This is a genomic window from Janibacter zhangyanbonis (assembly GCF_050507325.1).
In the GTDB taxonomy this organism is placed as follows: Bacteria; Actinomycetota; Actinomycetes; order Actinomycetales; family Dermatophilaceae; genus Janibacter.
Map to the genome: position 1 here is coordinate 1146488 of NZ_CP191481.1, position 16062 is coordinate 1162549.

Below are 16062 nucleotides of genomic sequence, written 5' to 3' on the forward strand. Positions count from 1 at the left end.
CGTCAAGGAGCGACAGTTCTAGCGTCCCGACCTGAGCGAGCCACACGGGGTGGCTGGCACATCTCAACGAGGAGATCGACATGACCACTCCCGCGCACCGCGTGTCCCGTGCCCTGGCCCTCCCGCTCGCCTTGGCCCTCAGCGCCGGCGCCCTCACCGCGTGCAGCTCGGGGGAGGGCTCCGGCTCGGGCTCCGGGGGTGACGCCGACTCGGGTGGGGCGCTGAAGATCGCGCTCCTGCTGCCGGAGTCGAAGACGACCCGCTACGAGTCCTTCGACCGGCCCCTCTTCGAGGCTGCGGTCAAGGCCGAGTGCGCCGACTGCGAGGTCGTCTACAACAACGCCGACCAGGACGCGACGAAGCAGCAGCAGCAGTTCGAGTCCGCCGTCACGGAGGGCGCGGACGTCATCGTCCTCGACGCGGTCGACGGCAAGGCTGCCGCCTCGCTCGTGAGCAGCGCCAAGGGCCAGGACATCCCGGTCATCGCCTACGACCGCTTCGTCGCCGGCTCCGACTACTACGTCTCCTTCGACAACCAGAAGGTCGGAGAGCTGCAGGGGCAGGCGCTCCTCGACGCGATGAAGGAGGACGGCAAGACCTCCGGCGACATCGTCATGATCAACGGCGCCCCGACCGACGCCAACGCCGCCGACTTCAAGAAGGGCGCGCACTCGGTCATCGACAAGAGCGACTACACCGTCGCCGCCGAGTACGACACCCCCGACTGGAGCCCGGACAAGGCGCAGTCGTGGATGGAGGGCCAGCTGTCGAAGGTCAAGGGCGACCTCGTCGGGGTCTACGCGGCCAACGACGGCACGGCCGGCGGCGCCATCGCCGCGCTCAAGGGTGGCGGCGTCGACCCCCTTCCGCCGGTCACCGGCCAGGACGCGGAGCTCGCCGCGATCCAGCGTGTCGTCACCGGCGACCAGCGGATGACCATCTACAAGGCGATCAAGCCGGAGGCCGAGGACGCCGCCAAGGCCGCCATCGCCCTGGGCAACGGCGAGAAGCCGGAGGCCGAGGACGACAAGGAGGGTGTGCCCGCGACCCTCCTCGACCCGGTCGTCGTCTCCAAGGACAACATCAAGGACACCGTCGTCAAGGACGGCTTCTACAAGGTCGAGGACATCTGCGCGGGCTCGGTCGCCACGGCCTGTGCCTCCGCCGGCCTGAAGTGACCCGACCGACGACGACGAAGGACTGACATGACCACGACCTCCACCGGGCAGCCGGTGCTCTCGATCCACGGGCTGTCGAAGCGCTTCGGCGCCGTGCAGGCTCTCAAGGACATCGACTTCGACGTCCGCCCGGGGGAGGTCGTGGCCCTCGTCGGCGACAACGGCGCCGGCAAGTCCACCCTCGTCAAGGCGATCGCCGGCGTCTACGTCCCGGACGAAGGGGAGATCACCGTCGACGGAGCCCGGGCCAGCATCTCCAGCCCGGCCGAGTCGCAGCGGCTCGGCATCGCGACGGTCCACCAGGACCTCGCGCTGTGCGACAACCTCGACGTCGTCGGCAACCTCTTCCTCGGGCAGGAGCGTCGCCGCCTCGGGATGCTCGACGAGGTCGCGATGGAGAGCGAGAGCTGGCGGCTGCTGCGCCAGCTGAGCGCGAAGATCCCCTCCGTGCGCATCCCCGTCGCGAGCCTCTCCGGTGGCCAGCGGCAGACCGTCGCCATCGCCCGCAGCCTCCTCGGCAACCCCAAGGTCGTCATGCTCGACGAGCCGACGGCGGCCCTCGGCGTCGCCCAGACCGCGGAGGTGCTCAACCTCGTCGAGCGCCTGCGGGAGAACGGCCTCGGCGTCATCCTCATCAGCCACAACATGTCCGACGTCATGGCGGTCGCCGACCGCGTCACCGTGCTGCGGCTGGGCCGCAACAACGGCACCTTCCACGTCAGCCAGACCACGTCGCAGGAGATCATCGCCGCGATCACCGGCGCGACGACCAATGCCGTCTCGGAGCGCGCCGCGCGCCGGGCCACCCAGGAGGCCGCCCGATGAGCACCGCCCGCACCCCCGACGTCGAGAGCACCTCCCCGGTCACCCCCGCCACGTCCGACGCCGCCACGCTGCCCGCCGACCTGCAGGACGAGCGGCTGATCTCCGAGCAGGGGCTCTCCGGGTGGCTCGCCGCGACCTGGGGCCGGATCCGCACCGGCGACCTCGGCTCGCTGCCGGTCGTCATCGGCCTCGTCGTCATCTGGGTCGTCTTCCAGTCGCTCAACGACAACTTCCTGTCCAGCCGCAACCTCGTCAACCTCACCCTCCAGTCGGCGGCCGTCGGCACGATCTCGATCGGTGTCGTGCTCGTGCTGCTGCTGGGGCAGATCGACCTGTCGGTCGGCTCGATCAGCGGCCTGTCCTCGGCGGTCCTGGCCGTCGGCTTCGTCAACCACGGGTGGTCGGTGCCGGTCGCGATCATCGCCGCGCTGCTCGCGGGCCTCGTCGTCGGCCTGCTCTACGGGGCGATCTTCACGACCTTCGGCGTCCCGAGCTTCGTCATCACACTGGCCGGCCTGCTCGGCTTCCTCGGTCTCCAGCTGCTCGTGCTCGGCGACGAGGGGACGGTCAACCTCCCCTTCGACTCCGGTCTGGTGAGGTTCGCCCAGAAGACCTTCCTCGTCCCCGGGGCGACCTATGCGCTCATCGCGGCCGTCGTCGCGATCTACGTCGTCACCCGCGTGCGGGCGGGCATGCAGCGCAAGGCCGCCGGTCTCTCCGCGCCGTCGACGACGGCGACGGCGGTGCGGGCCGTGCTGCTGGCGCTCGTCCTCGGGGTCCCGGCCTTCGTGCTCAACCAGGACCGCGGCGTGCCGATGATGTTCCTGACCTTCCTCGCGCTCGTCGTCGTCATGGACCTCGCGCTGCGCCGCACCTCGTGGGGCCGCGCGGTCATGGCCGTCGGCGGCAACGTCGAGGCGGCGCGTCGCGCTGGCATCCGGGTCACGCGCGTCTACCTGTCGGTCTTCGCGCTCACGGCGACCTTCGCCGCGCTCGGCGGCATCTTCGCTGCGTGCCGTCTGGCCGCGGCCAACCAGAGCAGCGGTGGCGCCGACACCAACCTCAACGCCATCGCCGCAGCGGTCATCGGTGGCACGAGCCTCTTCGGCGGCCGCGGCTCGGCCTACTCGGCCCTGCTCGGCGTCATCGTCATCCAGTCGATCAGCTCGGGGCTGAGCCTGCTCAACCTCGACTCGTCGGTGCGCTACATGGTCACCGGCGGGGTGCTCCTGCTCGCCGTGGTCATCGACTCGCTGAGCCGCCGCAGCCGCGCCGCCCACGGCCGCGCCTGAGCCTCACGTCGTGAGGAGCGCGGCCGCCTCCTCGGGTGTCTCGACGAGGTGCAGCACCTCGCCGAGCGGCCGGCCGGTCCCGAGCGCCCGCAGGGCCGGCCACACGGGCACGGTCTCGGTCCAGTGCTCGAGCCCGACGAGCACGAGCGGGGGCAGCGGCTCGTCCTCGGGGGCGTAGTAGAGCGGCGTGCACGCCTGGAAGATCTCCTGCACCGTGCCCGCCGCCCCCGGTAGGACGACGAGCCCACCGGTGCTCTGTGCGAGCAGCACGTCCTCGCGCAGGGCATTGGAGAAGTACTTCGCGATGCCGTCGCAGAAGACATTGGGCGGTTCGTGCCCGTAGAACCACGTCGGGATCCCGTAGCTGCGTGCCGCGCCCTCCGTCACACCCAGGTCGGCGCGCACCTGCAGGGCCAGCTCGGCCCATGCCTCGACCGACGGTCGGAAGCTCGGCACGGCGGCCAGTCGATCCAGTGCGACGTCGACCGCGTCGGTGGCCGGGGCGAGCGCGCCGAGGTTGGCCGCCTCCATCGCGCCCGGACCGCCGCCGGTCAGCACGGCGTGGCCGCCGGTGGCGAGGGCGTGCCCGAGGCGGGCGGCGTCGGCGTAGTCGCTGCTGCCGCGCTCGAGCGCGTGCCCGCCCATGACGCCGACGACGTCGAGCCCGTGCAGCGCCTCGACGAGCGCGTCCTGCACCGCGTCGTCGTGGACCGCCCGCAGCAGCGTCGCCCAGGCGTCGTGCTGAGTGCGCGCCTCACGGCTCCAGACGTAGGCCCGGGCATCGACGGTGCTCGGGTAGCCGGCGGTCTCGAGTCCGCCGTAGAGGTCGAAGGGGGAGTACAGCCGCGAGCGGAAGGGCTGGACCGGGCAGGTCGGGTCGGGCGGCACGATGACCGCGCCGCGGGCGACGAGGTCGCGGGCCAGCTCGTCGGGCACCTCACCGCCGAGGACCACGAGGCCACGCACGTCGGCGCGGGAGAGGTGGTCCGCGTGCGGGGCGAGGTCGAGTCCCTGCAGCCGCCAGCCGGCCAGCGAGGTGCCCGACTCGGCGAGGCGACGCAGACCCCCTTCGTCATGGACCTCGCGATAGGCGGGGTCGTCGGACCGGCGACCGAGCCGGTCACGCAGGGGGTGGCGGCGCGTCTCGCGAGTCATCCCGCCAACCTAGCCAGCCGGTCCGACAAGGTGTCCGGGGCGTTGGGGGTCCGTATGGATTTCGCCAAGGAATGAGGCGTCGCGCGGCGCTCTGGGGCGTCCGGGCAGCGTCCGGGACGCCCGCAAGATCATCGTCAGACGCGCGATCAGGCGGATCTTCTTACCGTCCGATGACGCTTCGAGGTGCTCATTTGTCGCCGTGGACAGTCGTCGGCGGGGCTCCTAGGGTCCGGCAGCAAGCCGTCGCCGAGATCCGGCGGCGGTCCACGAAAGGAACGCATGACGTACTCGATGAAGAGCACCGGAGTTGTTGTTTCCTCTGCGGCGCTGCTGCTGGCAGTGGCCCCCTTCGCCTCCGCGCAGGGCGAGGAGCTGGCACCGCTCACGACCCATGGCGACGCCGCCGTCCAGATGCAGGGTGAGACCACCTATGTGGTCACCCTCGACGAGGGGGAGTCCGGAGCGCAGGTCGCGCGCTCCCTCGGCGTGACGCCGACGCACGTCTACACCGAGGTCATCGACGGCTTCGCCGCGAAGCTGACCCCGGAGCAGCTGCACGACGTGCGGGCCGACGCCGACGTCGCCGCCGTCTCCGAGAACCTGAGCATCCAGGTCGACACGCCCCGGGGCAGCGCCGCTGGCGAGACCCCGTGGGGCCTGGACCGGATCGACGACCCGCAGCTGCCCCTCGACGGCACCTACGAGCCCGCCCAGACCGGCGCCGGCGTCACCGCCTACATCCTCGACACGGGCATCGACCCGGACCACCCGCAGTTCGGCGGCCGCGCCTCGGTGGGCTTCGACGTCACCGGCGGTGACGGCCTCGACCGCCAGAGCCACGGCACGCACGTCGCCGGCACGATCGGCAGTGCCGACTACGGCGTCGCGCCGGGCGTCAAGCTCGTCGGCGTCAAGGTGCTCGACGACAGCGGTAGCGGCAGCTCCGCCGGCATCATCGAGGCGATGGACTGGGTCGCGCAGAACGCCGACGGCCCCTCGGTCGCCAACATGTCGCTCGGCGGGTCCAAGGACCCGGCCCTGAACAACGCGGCCACCGGCCTCGTCGACAACGGGGTCTTCACCTCGGTCGCGGCCGGCAACGAGTCCCAGGACGCCGCCAACGTCTCCCCGGCGAGCGCCGAGGGCGTCTTCACGACCGCGGCCTCGACCGACCAGGACGGCAACGCAGACTTCTCCAACTACGGCTCGCTCGTCGAGGGCTATGCCCCCGGCCAGGACATCGAGTCGACCGTGCCCGGCGGTGGCACCGACACCTACAGCGGCACCTCGATGGCCAGCCCGCACGTCGCCGGTGCGGCCGCCCTGTACCTCGAGGCCAACGCGGGGGCGACCCCCGACGCGGTGAGCCAGGGGCTGCAGGGCGCGTCCGTCGACGCGATCACCGACGCGCCGTCCGGCACGCCGACCGGCCTGCTCCAGGTGGCCGCCGGCTGACGTGAGGCAGGACAGCCAGCGGGCCCGCTCCCTTCGTCACGAAGGGGCGGGCCCGCTCCCTTCGTCACGAAGGGGGGGCCCGTGACTCGGGTCAGAGGTGGTTGGGCGCCTCGGTGAGGACCGTGCGCAGCCGCTGCTCGATGTCCTCGAACTCCGCCTGGCCGATGGTCAGCGGGGGAGCGAGCTGGACGACCGGGTCGCCGCGGTCGTCCGCGCGGCAGTACAGGCCCGCGTCGAAGAGCGCCTTGGACAGGTAGCCGCGCAGCATCGACTCCGACTCGGCGGCGTTGAAGGTCTCGCGGGTCGCCTTGTCCTTGACCAGCTCGATCCCGTAGAAGTAGCCCTCGCCGCGCACGTCGCCGACGATCGGCAGGTCGAGCAGCCGCTCGAGGGTGCGGCGGAAGGCGGGGGCATTTTCCTTCACGTGGTCGTTGAGGCCCTCGCGCTCGAAGATGTCGAGGTTGGCCAGGGCGACCGCCGCGCTCACCGGGTGGCCACCGAAGGTGTAGCCGTGGGTGAAGGTGTTGGCCCCGCTCTTGTAGGGCTCGAAGAGCCGGTCGCTCGCGATCATCGCGCCGATGGGGGAGTAGCCGGAGGTCATCCCCTTCGCGCACGTGATGATGTCGGGCGTGTAGCCGAAGTCCTCGCAGGCGAACATCGAGCCGATCCGGCCGAAGGCGCAGATGACCTCGTCGGAGACGAGCAGCACGTCGTACTCGTCGCAGATCTCGCGCACCCGCTCGAAGTACCCGGGCGGCGGCGGGAAGCAGCCCCCGGCGTTCTGCACCGGCTCGAGGAAGACGGCGGCGACGGTGTCGGGGCCCTCGAACTCGATCGCCTCGGCGATCCGGTCGGCGGCCCAGCGGCCGAAGGCCTTGGGGTCGTCGCGCAGGTCCTCGGCGGCCCGGTAGATGTTGGTGTTGGGCACCTTGTGCGCGCCCGGCACGAGCGGCTCGAAGTCCTCCTTCAGCGGCGGCAGGCCGGTGATCGACAGGGCGCCGTGCGGGGTGCCGTGGTAGGCGATCGAGCGCGAGATGACCTTGTGCTTCTTCGGCTTGCCGGTGAGCTTGAAGTACTGCTTGGCCAGCTTCCACGCGGACTCGACGGCCTCGCCGCCACCGGTGGTGAAGAAGACGCGGTTGAGGTCGCCGGGGGCGCCGGCCGCGAGCCGCTCGGCGAGCTCGATGGCGGCCGGGTGGGCGTAGGACCAGATGGGGAAGAAGGCGAGCTTCTCGGCCTGCTTGAGCGCCGTCTCGGCGAGCTCCTGGCGACCGTGCCCGACCTGGACGACGAAGAGGCCGGCGAGGCCGTCGATGTACTCCCGCCCGGTGTCGTCCCAGATCTTGTGGCCCTCGCCGCGCACGATCGTCGGGATGTGCCCGCCCTCCTCGTAGACGGAGTGGCGGGTGAAGTGCATCCACAGGTGGTCTCGGGCGGCCTGCTGCAGGTCGGTGCCCCGAGCAGTGCGGGCGGTGGTCATGGGCTCTTGGGTCATCTGGTCCCCCAGTTGTAGTGCTGCTTGTTGAGCTTGAGATAGACGAAGGTCTCGGTGGAGCGCACGCCCGGCAGGGTGCGGATGCGCGCGGTGAGGAGGTCGAGCAGGTGGGCGTCGTCCTCGCAGACGACCTCGACGAGCAGGTCGAAGCTGCCGGCGGTCGTCACGACGTAGTCGACCTCGGGCATCTCGGCGAGCGCATCGGCGACCGGTCCCATGTCGCCGTCGACGGTCAGGCCGATCATGGCCTGCCGACGGAAGCCCACCTGGAGCGGGTCGGTGACCGCGACGATCTGCATGAGACCGCCGTCGATGAGCCGACCGACGCGCTGGCGCACGGCGGCCTCGGAGAGGCCGACGGCCCGGCCGATCGTCGCGTAGGACTGACGACCGTCCTCCTGGAGGTGCTCGATGATCTGCTTGCTCATCTCGTCGAGCGGAGCAGGGGTGGTCATGGCGCCCATCGTGGCGTGAGGTCGGTCGCATGGCAAGCCGAGCGCGACGAAATCCGTACGAAACACTCGTGATCGCAGATGTTTTCACAGTTAGGGCCGCCGGAGCCTGTCGATTTCGTCGACGGCGCACTATCGTCTGGGTCACATTCCCGATCGGAAGGACCCCAGTCGTGACCCAGCCCCGGACCCTGCGCAACTTCATCGGTGGCGAGTACGTCGACGCCACCGGCGACGCGAGCATCGATCTGGTCAACCCCGCGACCGGGCAGGTCGTCGCCCACGCTCCTGTCTCCACGCAGGCCGACGTCGACGCGGCCTATGCGAGCGCCGAGGCCGGCTTCGCCGAGTGGTCCGAGGCGACGCCGGGCGAGCGGCAGAGCGCCCTGCTCAAGTTCGCCGACGCCCTCGAGTCCCGCGCCGAGGACCTCATCCGGCTCGAAGGGGAGAACACCGGCAAGCCGCATGCCCTCACCGCCACCGAGGAGGTGCCGGTCATGTGCGACCAGCTGCGCTTCTTCGCCGGTGCCGCCCGCGTGCTCGAGGGCCGCGCCTCCGCCGAGTACATGAAGGGCCACACGAGCTGGATCCGCCGCGAGCCCATCGGCGTCGTCGGCCAGGTGACCCCGTGGAACTACCCGATGATGATGGCCGCGTGGAAGATCGGCCCGGCGTTGGCCGCCGGCAACTCGATCGTCCTCAAGCCGAGCGACACCACGCCCGAGACCACCCTGCTCATGGCCGAGGTCGCCAGCGAGTTCCTACCCGCCGGCACCTTCAACGTCATCACCGGTGACCGCGACACCGGTCGGATGGTCGTCGAGCACGACACCCCCGGCCTCGTCGCCATCACCGGCTCGGTGCGCGCGGGAGTCGAGGTCGCCGCCTCCGCGGCGCGCAACCTCAAGCGCGCCCACCTCGAGCTCGGCGGCAAGGCGCCGGTCGTCGTCTTCGACGACGCCGACATCGAGGCCGCGGTCGAGGGCATCGCCACGGCCGGCTACTTCAATGCCGGTCAGGACTGCACCGCCGCCACCCGTGTGCTCGCCGCGCCGGGCATCCACGACGACTTCGTCGCCGCCCTGGCCGAGTACGCCCGTGACAACGCCAAGGTCGGCATGCCCGACGACGAGGACGCGCTCCTCGGCCCGGTCAACAACAGCAACCAGCTGGCCAAGGTCGCCGGCTTCATCGACCGGCTGCCCGACCACGCCAACCTCGCGCAGGGTGGCGAGCGGCTCACCGCGATGGGCGACGGCTTCTTCTACGCGCCGACGGTCGTCTCCGGCCTGCAGCAGGACGACGAGGCGATCCAGGACGAGATCTTCGGCCCGGTCATCACCGTCCAGCGCTTCACCGACGAGGACCAGGCCGTCGCCTGGGCCAACGGCGTCGAGTACGGCCTCGCGTCGTCGGTGTGGACCAAGGACTTCGGGCGCGCGATGCGCATGAGCAAGCGCCTCGACTTCGGCTGCGTCTGGATCAACACCCACATCCCGCTCGTCGCCGAGATGCCGCACGGCGGCTTCAAGAAGTCCGGCTACGGCAAGGACCTGTCGATGTACGGCTTCGAGGACTACACCCGGGTCAAGCACGTCATGGCCAACATCGAGAGCTGACGCACCACCTCCCCTTCGTCCCTCCCCACGGAAGCGAGGTCCGACATGGACCGCTTTCGGCGTCCCGCCGACCCCAGAACCGCCGAGCTGATCCGGGCCGCGCAGGCCTCCGCCCGCTCACGGCGCCGGCTCTCCCCGAGCCGCCGTGACGTGCTCGGCCTCGCCGGCCTCGGTGTCGGTGCCAGCGTCCTCGGGGCGTGCGCGCCGCCGAAGCCGCCGGCCGGGGGAGGGACGGCGGCGGTGGAGCTCCCCAAGGACCTCTCGGACCAGGAGAAGGTCGTGCGGTGGGCCAACTGGACGGCCTATCTCGACATGGACGACGCGGGCAAGACCTATCCGACGCTCACCGCCTTCGAGAAGGAGACCGGCATCAAGGTCTCCTACACCGAGGACGTCGACGACAACGACACCTACTTCAACAAGATCGCGCCGCAGCTGCGGGCCAAGCAGGACATCAACCGTGACATCTTCACCTTCACCGACTGGATGGCCAACCGGATCATCCGCGAGGGGCTGTGCCAGCCGCTCGAGCTGATCCAGATGCCCAATGCGAGCAACCTCCTGGCCCCGCTCAAGGACGTCTCCTTCGACCCCGGCCGGCAGTTCTCCCTCACCTGGCAGTCCGGCTTCGCCGGCATCGGCTACCACAAGGGCAAGGTCGGCCGGGAGCTCAAGGCGATCGAGGACCTGTGGGCCGACGACCTCAAGGGCCGCATCTCGGTGCTCAGCGAGTTCCGCGACACCCTCGGCCTGATCATGCAGTCGCAGGGCGTCGACCCCTCCGGTGACTTCGACCAGGCCGCCTTCGAGGCGGCGATCGGTGAGGTCGACAAGCGCCTCACCGAGGGCTATATCCGCCGGATCAAGGGCAACAGCTATCTCAACGACCTCAAGAGCGGCAATGCCGTGGCCGGCATCGTCTGGTCCGGTGACCTCTTCGTCCTGCGGGCCGAGACCGAGGACGACGACTGGGAGTTCGTCATCCCCGAGTCCGGCGGGATGCTCTGGAGCGACAACCTCATGGTGCCGATCACGAGCCACCACCGGCGCAATGCCCAGCAGGTCATGGACTACTACTACGACCCCGAGGTGGCCGCCGAGGTCGCCGCGTGGGTCAATTACATCTGCCCCGTCGAGGGCGCCCGGGCGGAGATGGAGAAGATCGACCCCGACCTCGCGGAGTCGCCCTTCATCTTCCCGAGCGAGGACTACATCGCCGACCACGACATCGTCGGCTTCAGGGCACTGTCCTCCCAGGAGGACGCGGACTACAGCGCGCTGTGGGCGAAGGCGGTGGGCAACTGATGGGCCTGTTCACACGATCCTCGGCCGGTGGTGTCCGCGAGGCGAAGGGGGATCTCGTCCTGGAATCGGTGACGAAGACCTTCGGGGACTTCACCGCCGTCGACGACCTCGACCTGCGGGTGCCGCGCGGTTCCTTCTTCGCCCTGCTCGGCCCCTCGGGCTGCGGCAAGACGACGACCCTGCGGATGGTGGCCGGCCTCGAGCAGCCCTCTGCCGGAAGGGTGCTCATCGGCGACACCGACCTCACCGGCTCACGTCCCTACGAGCGCCCGGTCAACACCGTCTTCCAGAGCTATGCGCTCTTCCCGCACCTGAGCATCCGCGACAACGTCGCCTTCGGACCGAAGCGCCGCGGCGAGGGTGACGCAGTCCGCCTCGCCGACGAGGCGCTCGAGCTGGTCCAGATGGCCCACCTCGCCGGGCGTCGCCCCGCGCAGCTCTCCGGCGGCCAGCAGCAGCGCGTGGCCCTCGCCCGGGCGATCGTCAACCGCCCGGAGGTGCTGCTGCTCGACGAGCCGCTCGGTGCCCTCGACCTGAAGCTGCGGCGCCAGATGCAGGTCGAGCTCAAGCGGATCCAGACCGAGGTCGGCCTGACCTTCATCCACGTCACCCACGACCAGGAGGAGGCCATGACGATGGCCGACACGGTCGCGGTGATGAACAAGGGGCGCATCGAGCAGATGGGTGCCCCCGAGGAGCTCTACGACCTGCCGGGCACCGCCTTCGTCGCGGGCTTCGTCGGGCAGTCCAACCTCGTGCCCGCGACGGTCACCGGCAGCGACGGTGACCACCTCGTCGCCGACGCGGCGGGCACGACCGTGCGGGTGCCGCGCTCGCGGGCCGCGGTGACCGAGGGTCGGGTGCTCTTCGGCGTCCGTCCCGAAAAGGTGCGGCTGCACCCCCTTCGGCCCGAGTCGGCCGGGAGCGACGTGCGGGCGACGGTCACCGACGTCTCCTTCACCGGCGTCGCGACCCAGTACCTCGTCACGGTGCCCTCCGGAGGCCAGTGGTCGGTCTACGAGCAGAATCTCGACGTCGAGCCGCAGTCGACCCGGCCGGGCGACGAGGTCTGGCTGTCGTGGAACCCCGCCCACGCCTTCGTCGTCGCCGCCGACGACGTGCCCGAAGGGGCGGAGGGCAAGGCCTTCATCGCCACCGCGGGGGAGGCATCGTGACCACCGCGACGGCGGGCGGACCCCCTTCGCCTGCAACGGATCCCGACGTCGCCGAGGGCCGGCGCTCCCGCCGGATCGCCTACCTGCTGCTTCTGCCGGGCGTGCTGTGGCTCGTCGTCTTCTTCGTCGTGCCGGTCGTCCAGCTCTTCACCGTCAGCCTGCAGAGCGACTACCCGGGCGTGCCCGGCTACTACTACCGCGACGTCAACGTCGGCAACTACGTCGACGCGCTCGTGGAGTTCTGGCCGCACATGCTGCGCTCGCTGCTCTTCGGGGCCCTCGCGACCTTCTTCGCCTTCGTCCTGGCCTACCCGCTCGCCTACGCGATGGCCTTCAAGGCGGGGCGGTGGCGCTCGGTGATGCTCATCTGCGTCATCGCGCCCTTCTTCACCTCCTTCATCCTGCGGACCATCGCCTGGCGGCAGATCCTCGCCGACGACGGTGTCGTCGCCAGCGTGCTCACCTCGCTGCACCTGCTCCCCGGTGGGCGGATCACCGAGACCTGGGTGGCGGTCGTCGCGGGGCTGACCTACAACTTCCTGCCCTTCATGGTGCTGCCGATCTACGCCTCGCTCGAGCGCGCCGACCCGCGGGTCATCGAGGCCGGCGGTGATCTCTATGCCAACGGCATGACGACCTTCGCCCGGGTCACCCTGCCGATGTCGATGCCGGGGGTGCTCGCCGGGACGCTGCTCACCTTCATCCCCGCCTCCGGCGACTACGTCAACGCCGAGCTGCTCGGGTCCGACCGGAGCACCAAGATGGTCGGCAACGTCATCGAGAGCCAGTTCTTCAAGGTGCCCGGCGGTTACGACACGGCCGCGGCGCTGAGCTTCACGCTCATGGCGATGATCCTCGTCCTCGTCTTCTTCTACGTCCGCCGCTTCGGCACCGAGGAGCTGGTCTGAGGTGCGCACCGTGACCCGCTGGATCGGCGACCGCTTCGCGATGATCGCCGCGCTCCTCGTGCTCTTCTACCTCTTCCTGCCGGTCCTCTACACCTTCGTCTTCAGCTTCAACGACTACCGCAAGTCCAACATCACGTGGAACTCCAACGCCGGCCCGACGCTCAAGCACTGGCAGAACCCGTGCGGCGCCCCCGGCATCTGCGACTCCCTCGTCACCTCGCTGCAGGTGGGGCTGCTCGCGACCTTCGTCGCGACGGTGCTCGGCACGATGATCGCCTTCGCGATGGTGCGGCACCGCTTCCGCGGCAAGTCCGCGAGCAATGTCCTGGTCTTCGTGCCGATGGCCACGCCCGAGATCGTCCTCGGCGCGAGCCTGCTGACGATCTTCGTGCAGGGCTTCTCGCAGGTCGGGTTGCGGCTGGGCTTTACGACGATCGTCATCGCGCACATCATGTTCTGCCTGAGCTTCGTCGTCGTCACCGTGCGAGCGCGGCTGCAGAGCCTCGACCCGCGGATGGAGGAGGCCGCCCAGGACCTCTACGCCGGGCCGGGCGAGACCTTCTGGCGGGTGACGCTGCCGCTCGTGCTGCCGGGCATCGTCGGCGCCGCGATGCTCGCCTTCAGCCTGAGCTTCGACGACTTCATCATCACCAACTTCGTCTCGGGTGACACGAGCACCTTCCCGAAGTTCGTCTACGTCAGCTACCTGCGCGGCATCCCCGCCCAGGCCAATGTCATCGGCTTCTCGCTCTTCGTCATCGCGGTCCTGCTCGTCGTGGTCGGCCAGCGCGTGGCGAGCAGCCGGACCTCGAAGTGAGTCGGGAGGCTCCCATGCGTGTGCTCATGATCGGTGCCGGCGGGGTCGGTGACGCGGCAGCCAAGATCGCCGCCGAGCGCGACTTCTTCGAGCGGTGGGTGGTGGCCGACTACTCGCTGGAGCGGGCCGAGGCGACGGTTGCCGCAGCGACGGCGCGAAGGGGGGAGAAGGGAACGTTCGTCGCGGCGCAGGTCGATGCGTCGGACCCGGCGGCCGTGACCGCCCTGGCCCGTGAGCACGGCGCGACGCACGTCTTCAACGCCGTCGACCCGCGCTTCGTCATGCCGATCTTCGACGGGGCGCTCGCTGCCGGGGCCGACTACCTCGACATGGCGATGTCGCTGTCCACGCCGCACCCGGAGCGGCCGCACGAGCTGCCCGGGGTCAAGCTCGGCGACCAGCAGCTGGCCAAGGCAGGGGAGTGGGAGGCGGCGGGCCGGCTCGCCCTCCTCGGCATCGGGGTCGAGCCGGGGCTCTCCGACGTCTTCGCCCGCTACGCGGCGGACGAGCTCTTCGACGAGATCGACGAGCTCGGCACCCGCGACGGGGCCAACCTCGTCGTCCACGACGACGACGGCAACGAGGTCTTCGCCCCCGGATTCTCGATGTGGACGATCATCGAGGAGTGCCTCAACCCGCCGGTGGTGTGGGAGCGCGAGCGGGCCGGCGGTGACGTCGAGGCGGGCTTCGCGACGATGCCTCCCTTCGCCGAGCCGGAGATCTTCGACTTCCCCGAGGGGATCGGGCCGGTGGAGTGCGTCCACGTCGAGCACGAGGAGGTGCTCCTCATGCCGCGGTGGGTCGACGCGGGCAAGGTGACCTTCAAGTACGGCCTCGGCGAGCAGATGATCTCGATGCTGCGCATGCTCCACGAGCTCGGCCTGGACTCGACCGACCCGGTCGACGTCAAGGGTGTGCAGGTCAGCCCGCGTGACGTCGTCGCGGCCGTGCTGCCCGACCCGGCGACGATCGGTCCGCGGATGACCGGCAAGACCTGTGCCGGGCTGCTCGTCACGGGGACCAAGGACGGCGCTCCGCGAGCGGTCTACCTCTACCACGTGGCCGACAACGAGGTCTCGATGCGCGACTACGACGCCCAGGCGGTCGTGTGGCAGACGGCGATCAACCCCGTCGTCGCGCTCGAGCTGCTCGCGACGGGCGTCTGGTCGGGCTCGGGTGCCAAGGGGCCGGAGGCCTTCGACGCGCGGCCCTTCCTCGAGCTGCTCGCTGCTCCCGCCCCGCAGGGATACGGCTCGCCGTGGGGGATCGAGGAGCGCGACCCGGCCGCCCCAACCGCAGCCCCGACTGACCTCATCGATGTTGTGTCGTGAAGTGGTAGCCGGGGGAGCCGGCAGCCCCCACCAGCTGCCTGTCGGCTTCCGGACCTACCGGTTCACCACACAACCATGTGGGTCGCGGCGAAGATTCAGTGGAGCTGGAGCTCGCGCTCGGGGCGCCGGTGAGTGGGCGTGCCGGGGGTGCGCACCGACCACTGCGCGGTGAGCGGTCGCAGGCTGTGCACGGTGGGCTTCGGCAGGTCGAAGGGGTGCGTGCGCAGCCACACCGCCGCCGGCACCGGGACCGGCTGGGGGCGCGGGGTCGGCGCCGGGGCGGACTCGGGCTCGCTGTCGCGGCCACGGCGGCCCGGCAGGTCGTAGCTCCAGCCGAAGGGGAGGCCCCGCCGGGTGAGTGCACGGTCGCCGTTGACGATGAGGCGCAGCACGAGTCCACCGGCCAGCACCCCGGCGACGAGGTCGGTGGGCCAGTGGAAGCCGAGGTAGAAGGCGACGACGATCGCCTGCAGCGCGATGAGCGTGACGAGCCAGGTCAGGCGCCGACGCAGCCGGGTGTCGGGGCCGGCGTAGGCGAGGATCAGGTAGGCCGCGGCGCCGTAGATGAGGACCGCCTCGGCGGCGTGGCCGGAGGGGTAGGCGATGCCGTACAAGCCGTGGGCAATCGGGCCGCCGTCCCAGAAGCCACCACCGGTGCCGTGGATGGGTGCCGAGCGACCGAGCAGGACCTTCATCCCGCCGATGCCGACGTAGAAGCCGACCTCGGCCGCGGCGACGATCGCCAGCGGGTGCCAGGTGCGGTGGCGCCAGGCGAGCACGAGGGCGACCGCGAGCAGGACCGGCAGGCAGACCGCCTGACCGGCGACGGCATTGGGCACCGAGTCGAGGAACTGCCACCAGTTGGGCGTGTAGCGCTTGGCCCAGTAGCCCTGGAAGCGCTCGTCATAGGGCTGGAGTGGGCCCGCTGCCAGCAGCGTGAACACGACGAGCGCACCGGCGAGGACCGGTGCGCTGGTCAGTCGAGGGAGGCGGGCCACCCTCTAGGGATAGTGGACGAGTCTGAACGGAACCTGAAGAACACGCCATCTGTGAGC

14 protein-coding genes are annotated in these 16062 nt (G+C 70.3%); 10 read left to right on the forward strand and 4 right to left on the reverse strand.

Annotated features, from left to right (window positions below; translation table 11 throughout):
• Positions 1 to 80 precede the first annotated feature (80 nt).
• Genes ACQBJO_RS05695 through ACQBJO_RS05705 form a run of 3 tightly spaced genes read left to right on the forward strand, consistent with a single transcriptional unit; the run spans position 81 to position 3295 of the window.
• Entirely contained in the window at positions 81 to 1178 is a 1098-nt protein-coding gene (locus ACQBJO_RS05695; protein WP_421006847.1) for an ABC transporter substrate-binding protein, read from the forward strand.
• 27 nt (positions 1179 to 1205) lie between these two features.
• Positions 1206 to 2003 carry an ATP-binding cassette domain-containing protein gene (locus ACQBJO_RS05700; RefSeq protein ID WP_255185785.1) on the forward strand — a complete coding sequence of 266 codons (798 nt, stop codon included), beginning with the start codon at positions 1206 to 1208 and terminating at the stop codon, positions 2001 to 2003.
• Positions 2000 to 3295, forward strand: coding sequence for a sugar ABC transporter permease (locus tag ACQBJO_RS05705; RefSeq protein ID WP_421006846.1), 1296 nt, complete (start codon positions 2000 to 2002; stop codon positions 3293 to 3295). Before ACQBJO_RS05700 ends, ACQBJO_RS05705 begins: the two co-directional genes overlap by 4 nt.
• A gap of 3 nt (positions 3296 to 3298) precedes the next feature.
• On the opposite strand, the gene ACQBJO_RS05710 is transcribed toward ACQBJO_RS05705, so the two are convergent.
• Positions 3299 to 4450: a Rossmann fold nucleotide-binding protein gene (locus tag ACQBJO_RS05710; protein WP_421006845.1), complete on the reverse strand. Its 1152-nt coding sequence runs from the start codon at positions 4448 to 4450 to the stop codon at positions 3299 to 3301.
• 279 nt (positions 4451 to 4729) lie between these two features.
• Between ACQBJO_RS05710 and ACQBJO_RS05715 the strand changes: the two genes are divergently transcribed.
• Complete coding sequence (locus ACQBJO_RS05715) at positions 4730 to 5905, forward strand: S8 family peptidase (protein WP_421006844.1); 1176 nt, start codon at positions 4730 to 4732, stop codon at positions 5903 to 5905.
• Positions 5906 to 5996: 91 nt separating this feature from the next.
• Here the strand turns inward: ACQBJO_RS05715 and ACQBJO_RS05720 are convergent, their stop codons facing one another.
• Together ACQBJO_RS05720 and ACQBJO_RS05725 are read right to left on the reverse strand one after the other, a co-directional pair.
• On the reverse strand, positions 5997 to 7385 hold the full coding sequence (locus ACQBJO_RS05720) for an aspartate aminotransferase family protein (protein ID WP_430407155.1): 1389 nt from the start codon (positions 7383 to 7385) through the stop codon (positions 5997 to 5999).
• Between the two features lie 11 nt (positions 7386 to 7396).
• On the reverse strand, positions 7397 to 7855 hold the full coding sequence (locus ACQBJO_RS05725; RefSeq protein WP_255185790.1) for an Lrp/AsnC family transcriptional regulator: 459 nt from the start codon (positions 7853 to 7855) through the stop codon (positions 7397 to 7399).
• 170 nt (positions 7856 to 8025) lie between these two features.
• Here ACQBJO_RS05725 and ACQBJO_RS05730 point away from each other — a divergent pair, with 170 nt between their 5' ends.
• Genes ACQBJO_RS05730 through ACQBJO_RS05755 form a run of 6 tightly spaced genes read left to right on the forward strand, consistent with a single transcriptional unit; the run spans position 8026 to position 15007 of the window.
• The gene (locus tag ACQBJO_RS05730; RefSeq protein ID WP_255185791.1) at positions 8026 to 9471 is read left to right on the forward strand and encodes a gamma-aminobutyraldehyde dehydrogenase; all 1446 of its coding nucleotides are present in this window, start codon (positions 8026 to 8028) and stop codon (positions 9469 to 9471) included.
• 45 nt (positions 9472 to 9516) lie between these two features.
• The gene (locus ACQBJO_RS05735; protein ID WP_421006842.1) at positions 9517 to 10776 is read left to right on the forward strand and encodes an ABC transporter substrate-binding protein; all 1260 of its coding nucleotides are present in this window, start codon (positions 9517 to 9519) and stop codon (positions 10774 to 10776) included.
• Positions 10776 to 11951, forward strand: a complete 1176-nt coding sequence (locus ACQBJO_RS05740; protein WP_421006841.1) for an ABC transporter ATP-binding protein — start codon at positions 10776 to 10778, stop codon at positions 11949 to 11951. Before ACQBJO_RS05735 ends, ACQBJO_RS05740 begins: the two co-directional genes overlap by 1 nt.
• Entirely contained in the window at positions 11945 to 12859 is a 915-nt protein-coding gene (locus ACQBJO_RS05745; RefSeq protein WP_427802716.1) for an ABC transporter permease, read from the forward strand. The genes ACQBJO_RS05740 and ACQBJO_RS05745 overlap by 7 nt, the downstream gene beginning before the upstream one ends.
• Position 12860: 1 nt before the next feature.
• Positions 12861 to 13676 carry an ABC transporter permease gene (locus tag ACQBJO_RS05750; protein ID WP_421006839.1) on the forward strand — a complete coding sequence of 272 codons (816 nt, stop codon included), beginning with the start codon at positions 12861 to 12863 and terminating at the stop codon, positions 13674 to 13676.
• 14 nt (positions 13677 to 13690) lie between these two features.
• Complete coding sequence (locus ACQBJO_RS05755) at positions 13691 to 15007, forward strand: saccharopine dehydrogenase family protein (protein WP_421006838.1); 1317 nt, start codon at positions 13691 to 13693, stop codon at positions 15005 to 15007.
• A gap of 95 nt (positions 15008 to 15102) precedes the next feature.
• Here ACQBJO_RS05755 and ACQBJO_RS05760 read toward each other — a convergent pair whose 3' ends face one another.
• Entirely contained in the window at positions 15103 to 16005 is a 903-nt protein-coding gene (locus ACQBJO_RS05760; RefSeq protein ID WP_421006837.1) for a phosphatase PAP2 family protein, read from the reverse strand.
• Positions 16006 to 16062 lie beyond the last annotated feature (57 nt).

Bases quoted from the DNA above. Each gene is read 5' to 3' on its own strand.
- ACQBJO_RS05755 (WP_421006838.1), top strand. From the start codon at position 13,691: ATGCGTGTGCTCATGATCGGTGCCGGCGGGGTCGGTGACGCGGCAGCC.
- ACQBJO_RS05735 (WP_421006842.1), top strand. From the start codon at position 9,517: ATGGACCGCTTTCGGCGTCCCGCCGACCCCAGAACCGCCGAGCTGATC.
- ACQBJO_RS05740 (WP_421006841.1), top strand. From the start codon at position 10,776: ATGGGCCTGTTCACACGATCCTCGGCCGGTGGTGTCCGCGAGGCGAAG.
- ACQBJO_RS05725 (WP_255185790.1), bottom strand. From the start codon at position 7,855: ATGACCACCCCTGCTCCGCTCGACGAGATGAGCAAGCAGATCATCGAG.
- ACQBJO_RS05720 (WP_430407155.1), bottom strand. From the start codon at position 7,385: ATGACCACCGCCCGCACTGCTCGGGGCACCGACCTGCAGCAGGCCGCC.
- ACQBJO_RS05700 (WP_255185785.1), top strand. From the start codon at position 1,206: ATGACCACGACCTCCACCGGGCAGCCGGTGCTCTCGATCCACGGGCTG.
- ACQBJO_RS05710 (WP_421006845.1), bottom strand. From the start codon at position 4,450: ATGACTCGCGAGACGCGCCGCCACCCCCTGCGTGACCGGCTCGGTCGC.
- ACQBJO_RS05715 (WP_421006844.1), top strand. From the start codon at position 4,730: ATGACGTACTCGATGAAGAGCACCGGAGTTGTTGTTTCCTCTGCGGCG.
- ACQBJO_RS05705 (WP_421006846.1), top strand. From the start codon at position 2,000: ATGAGCACCGCCCGCACCCCCGACGTCGAGAGCACCTCCCCGGTCACC.
- ACQBJO_RS05695 (WP_421006847.1), top strand. From the start codon at position 81: ATGACCACTCCCGCGCACCGCGTGTCCCGTGCCCTGGCCCTCCCGCTC.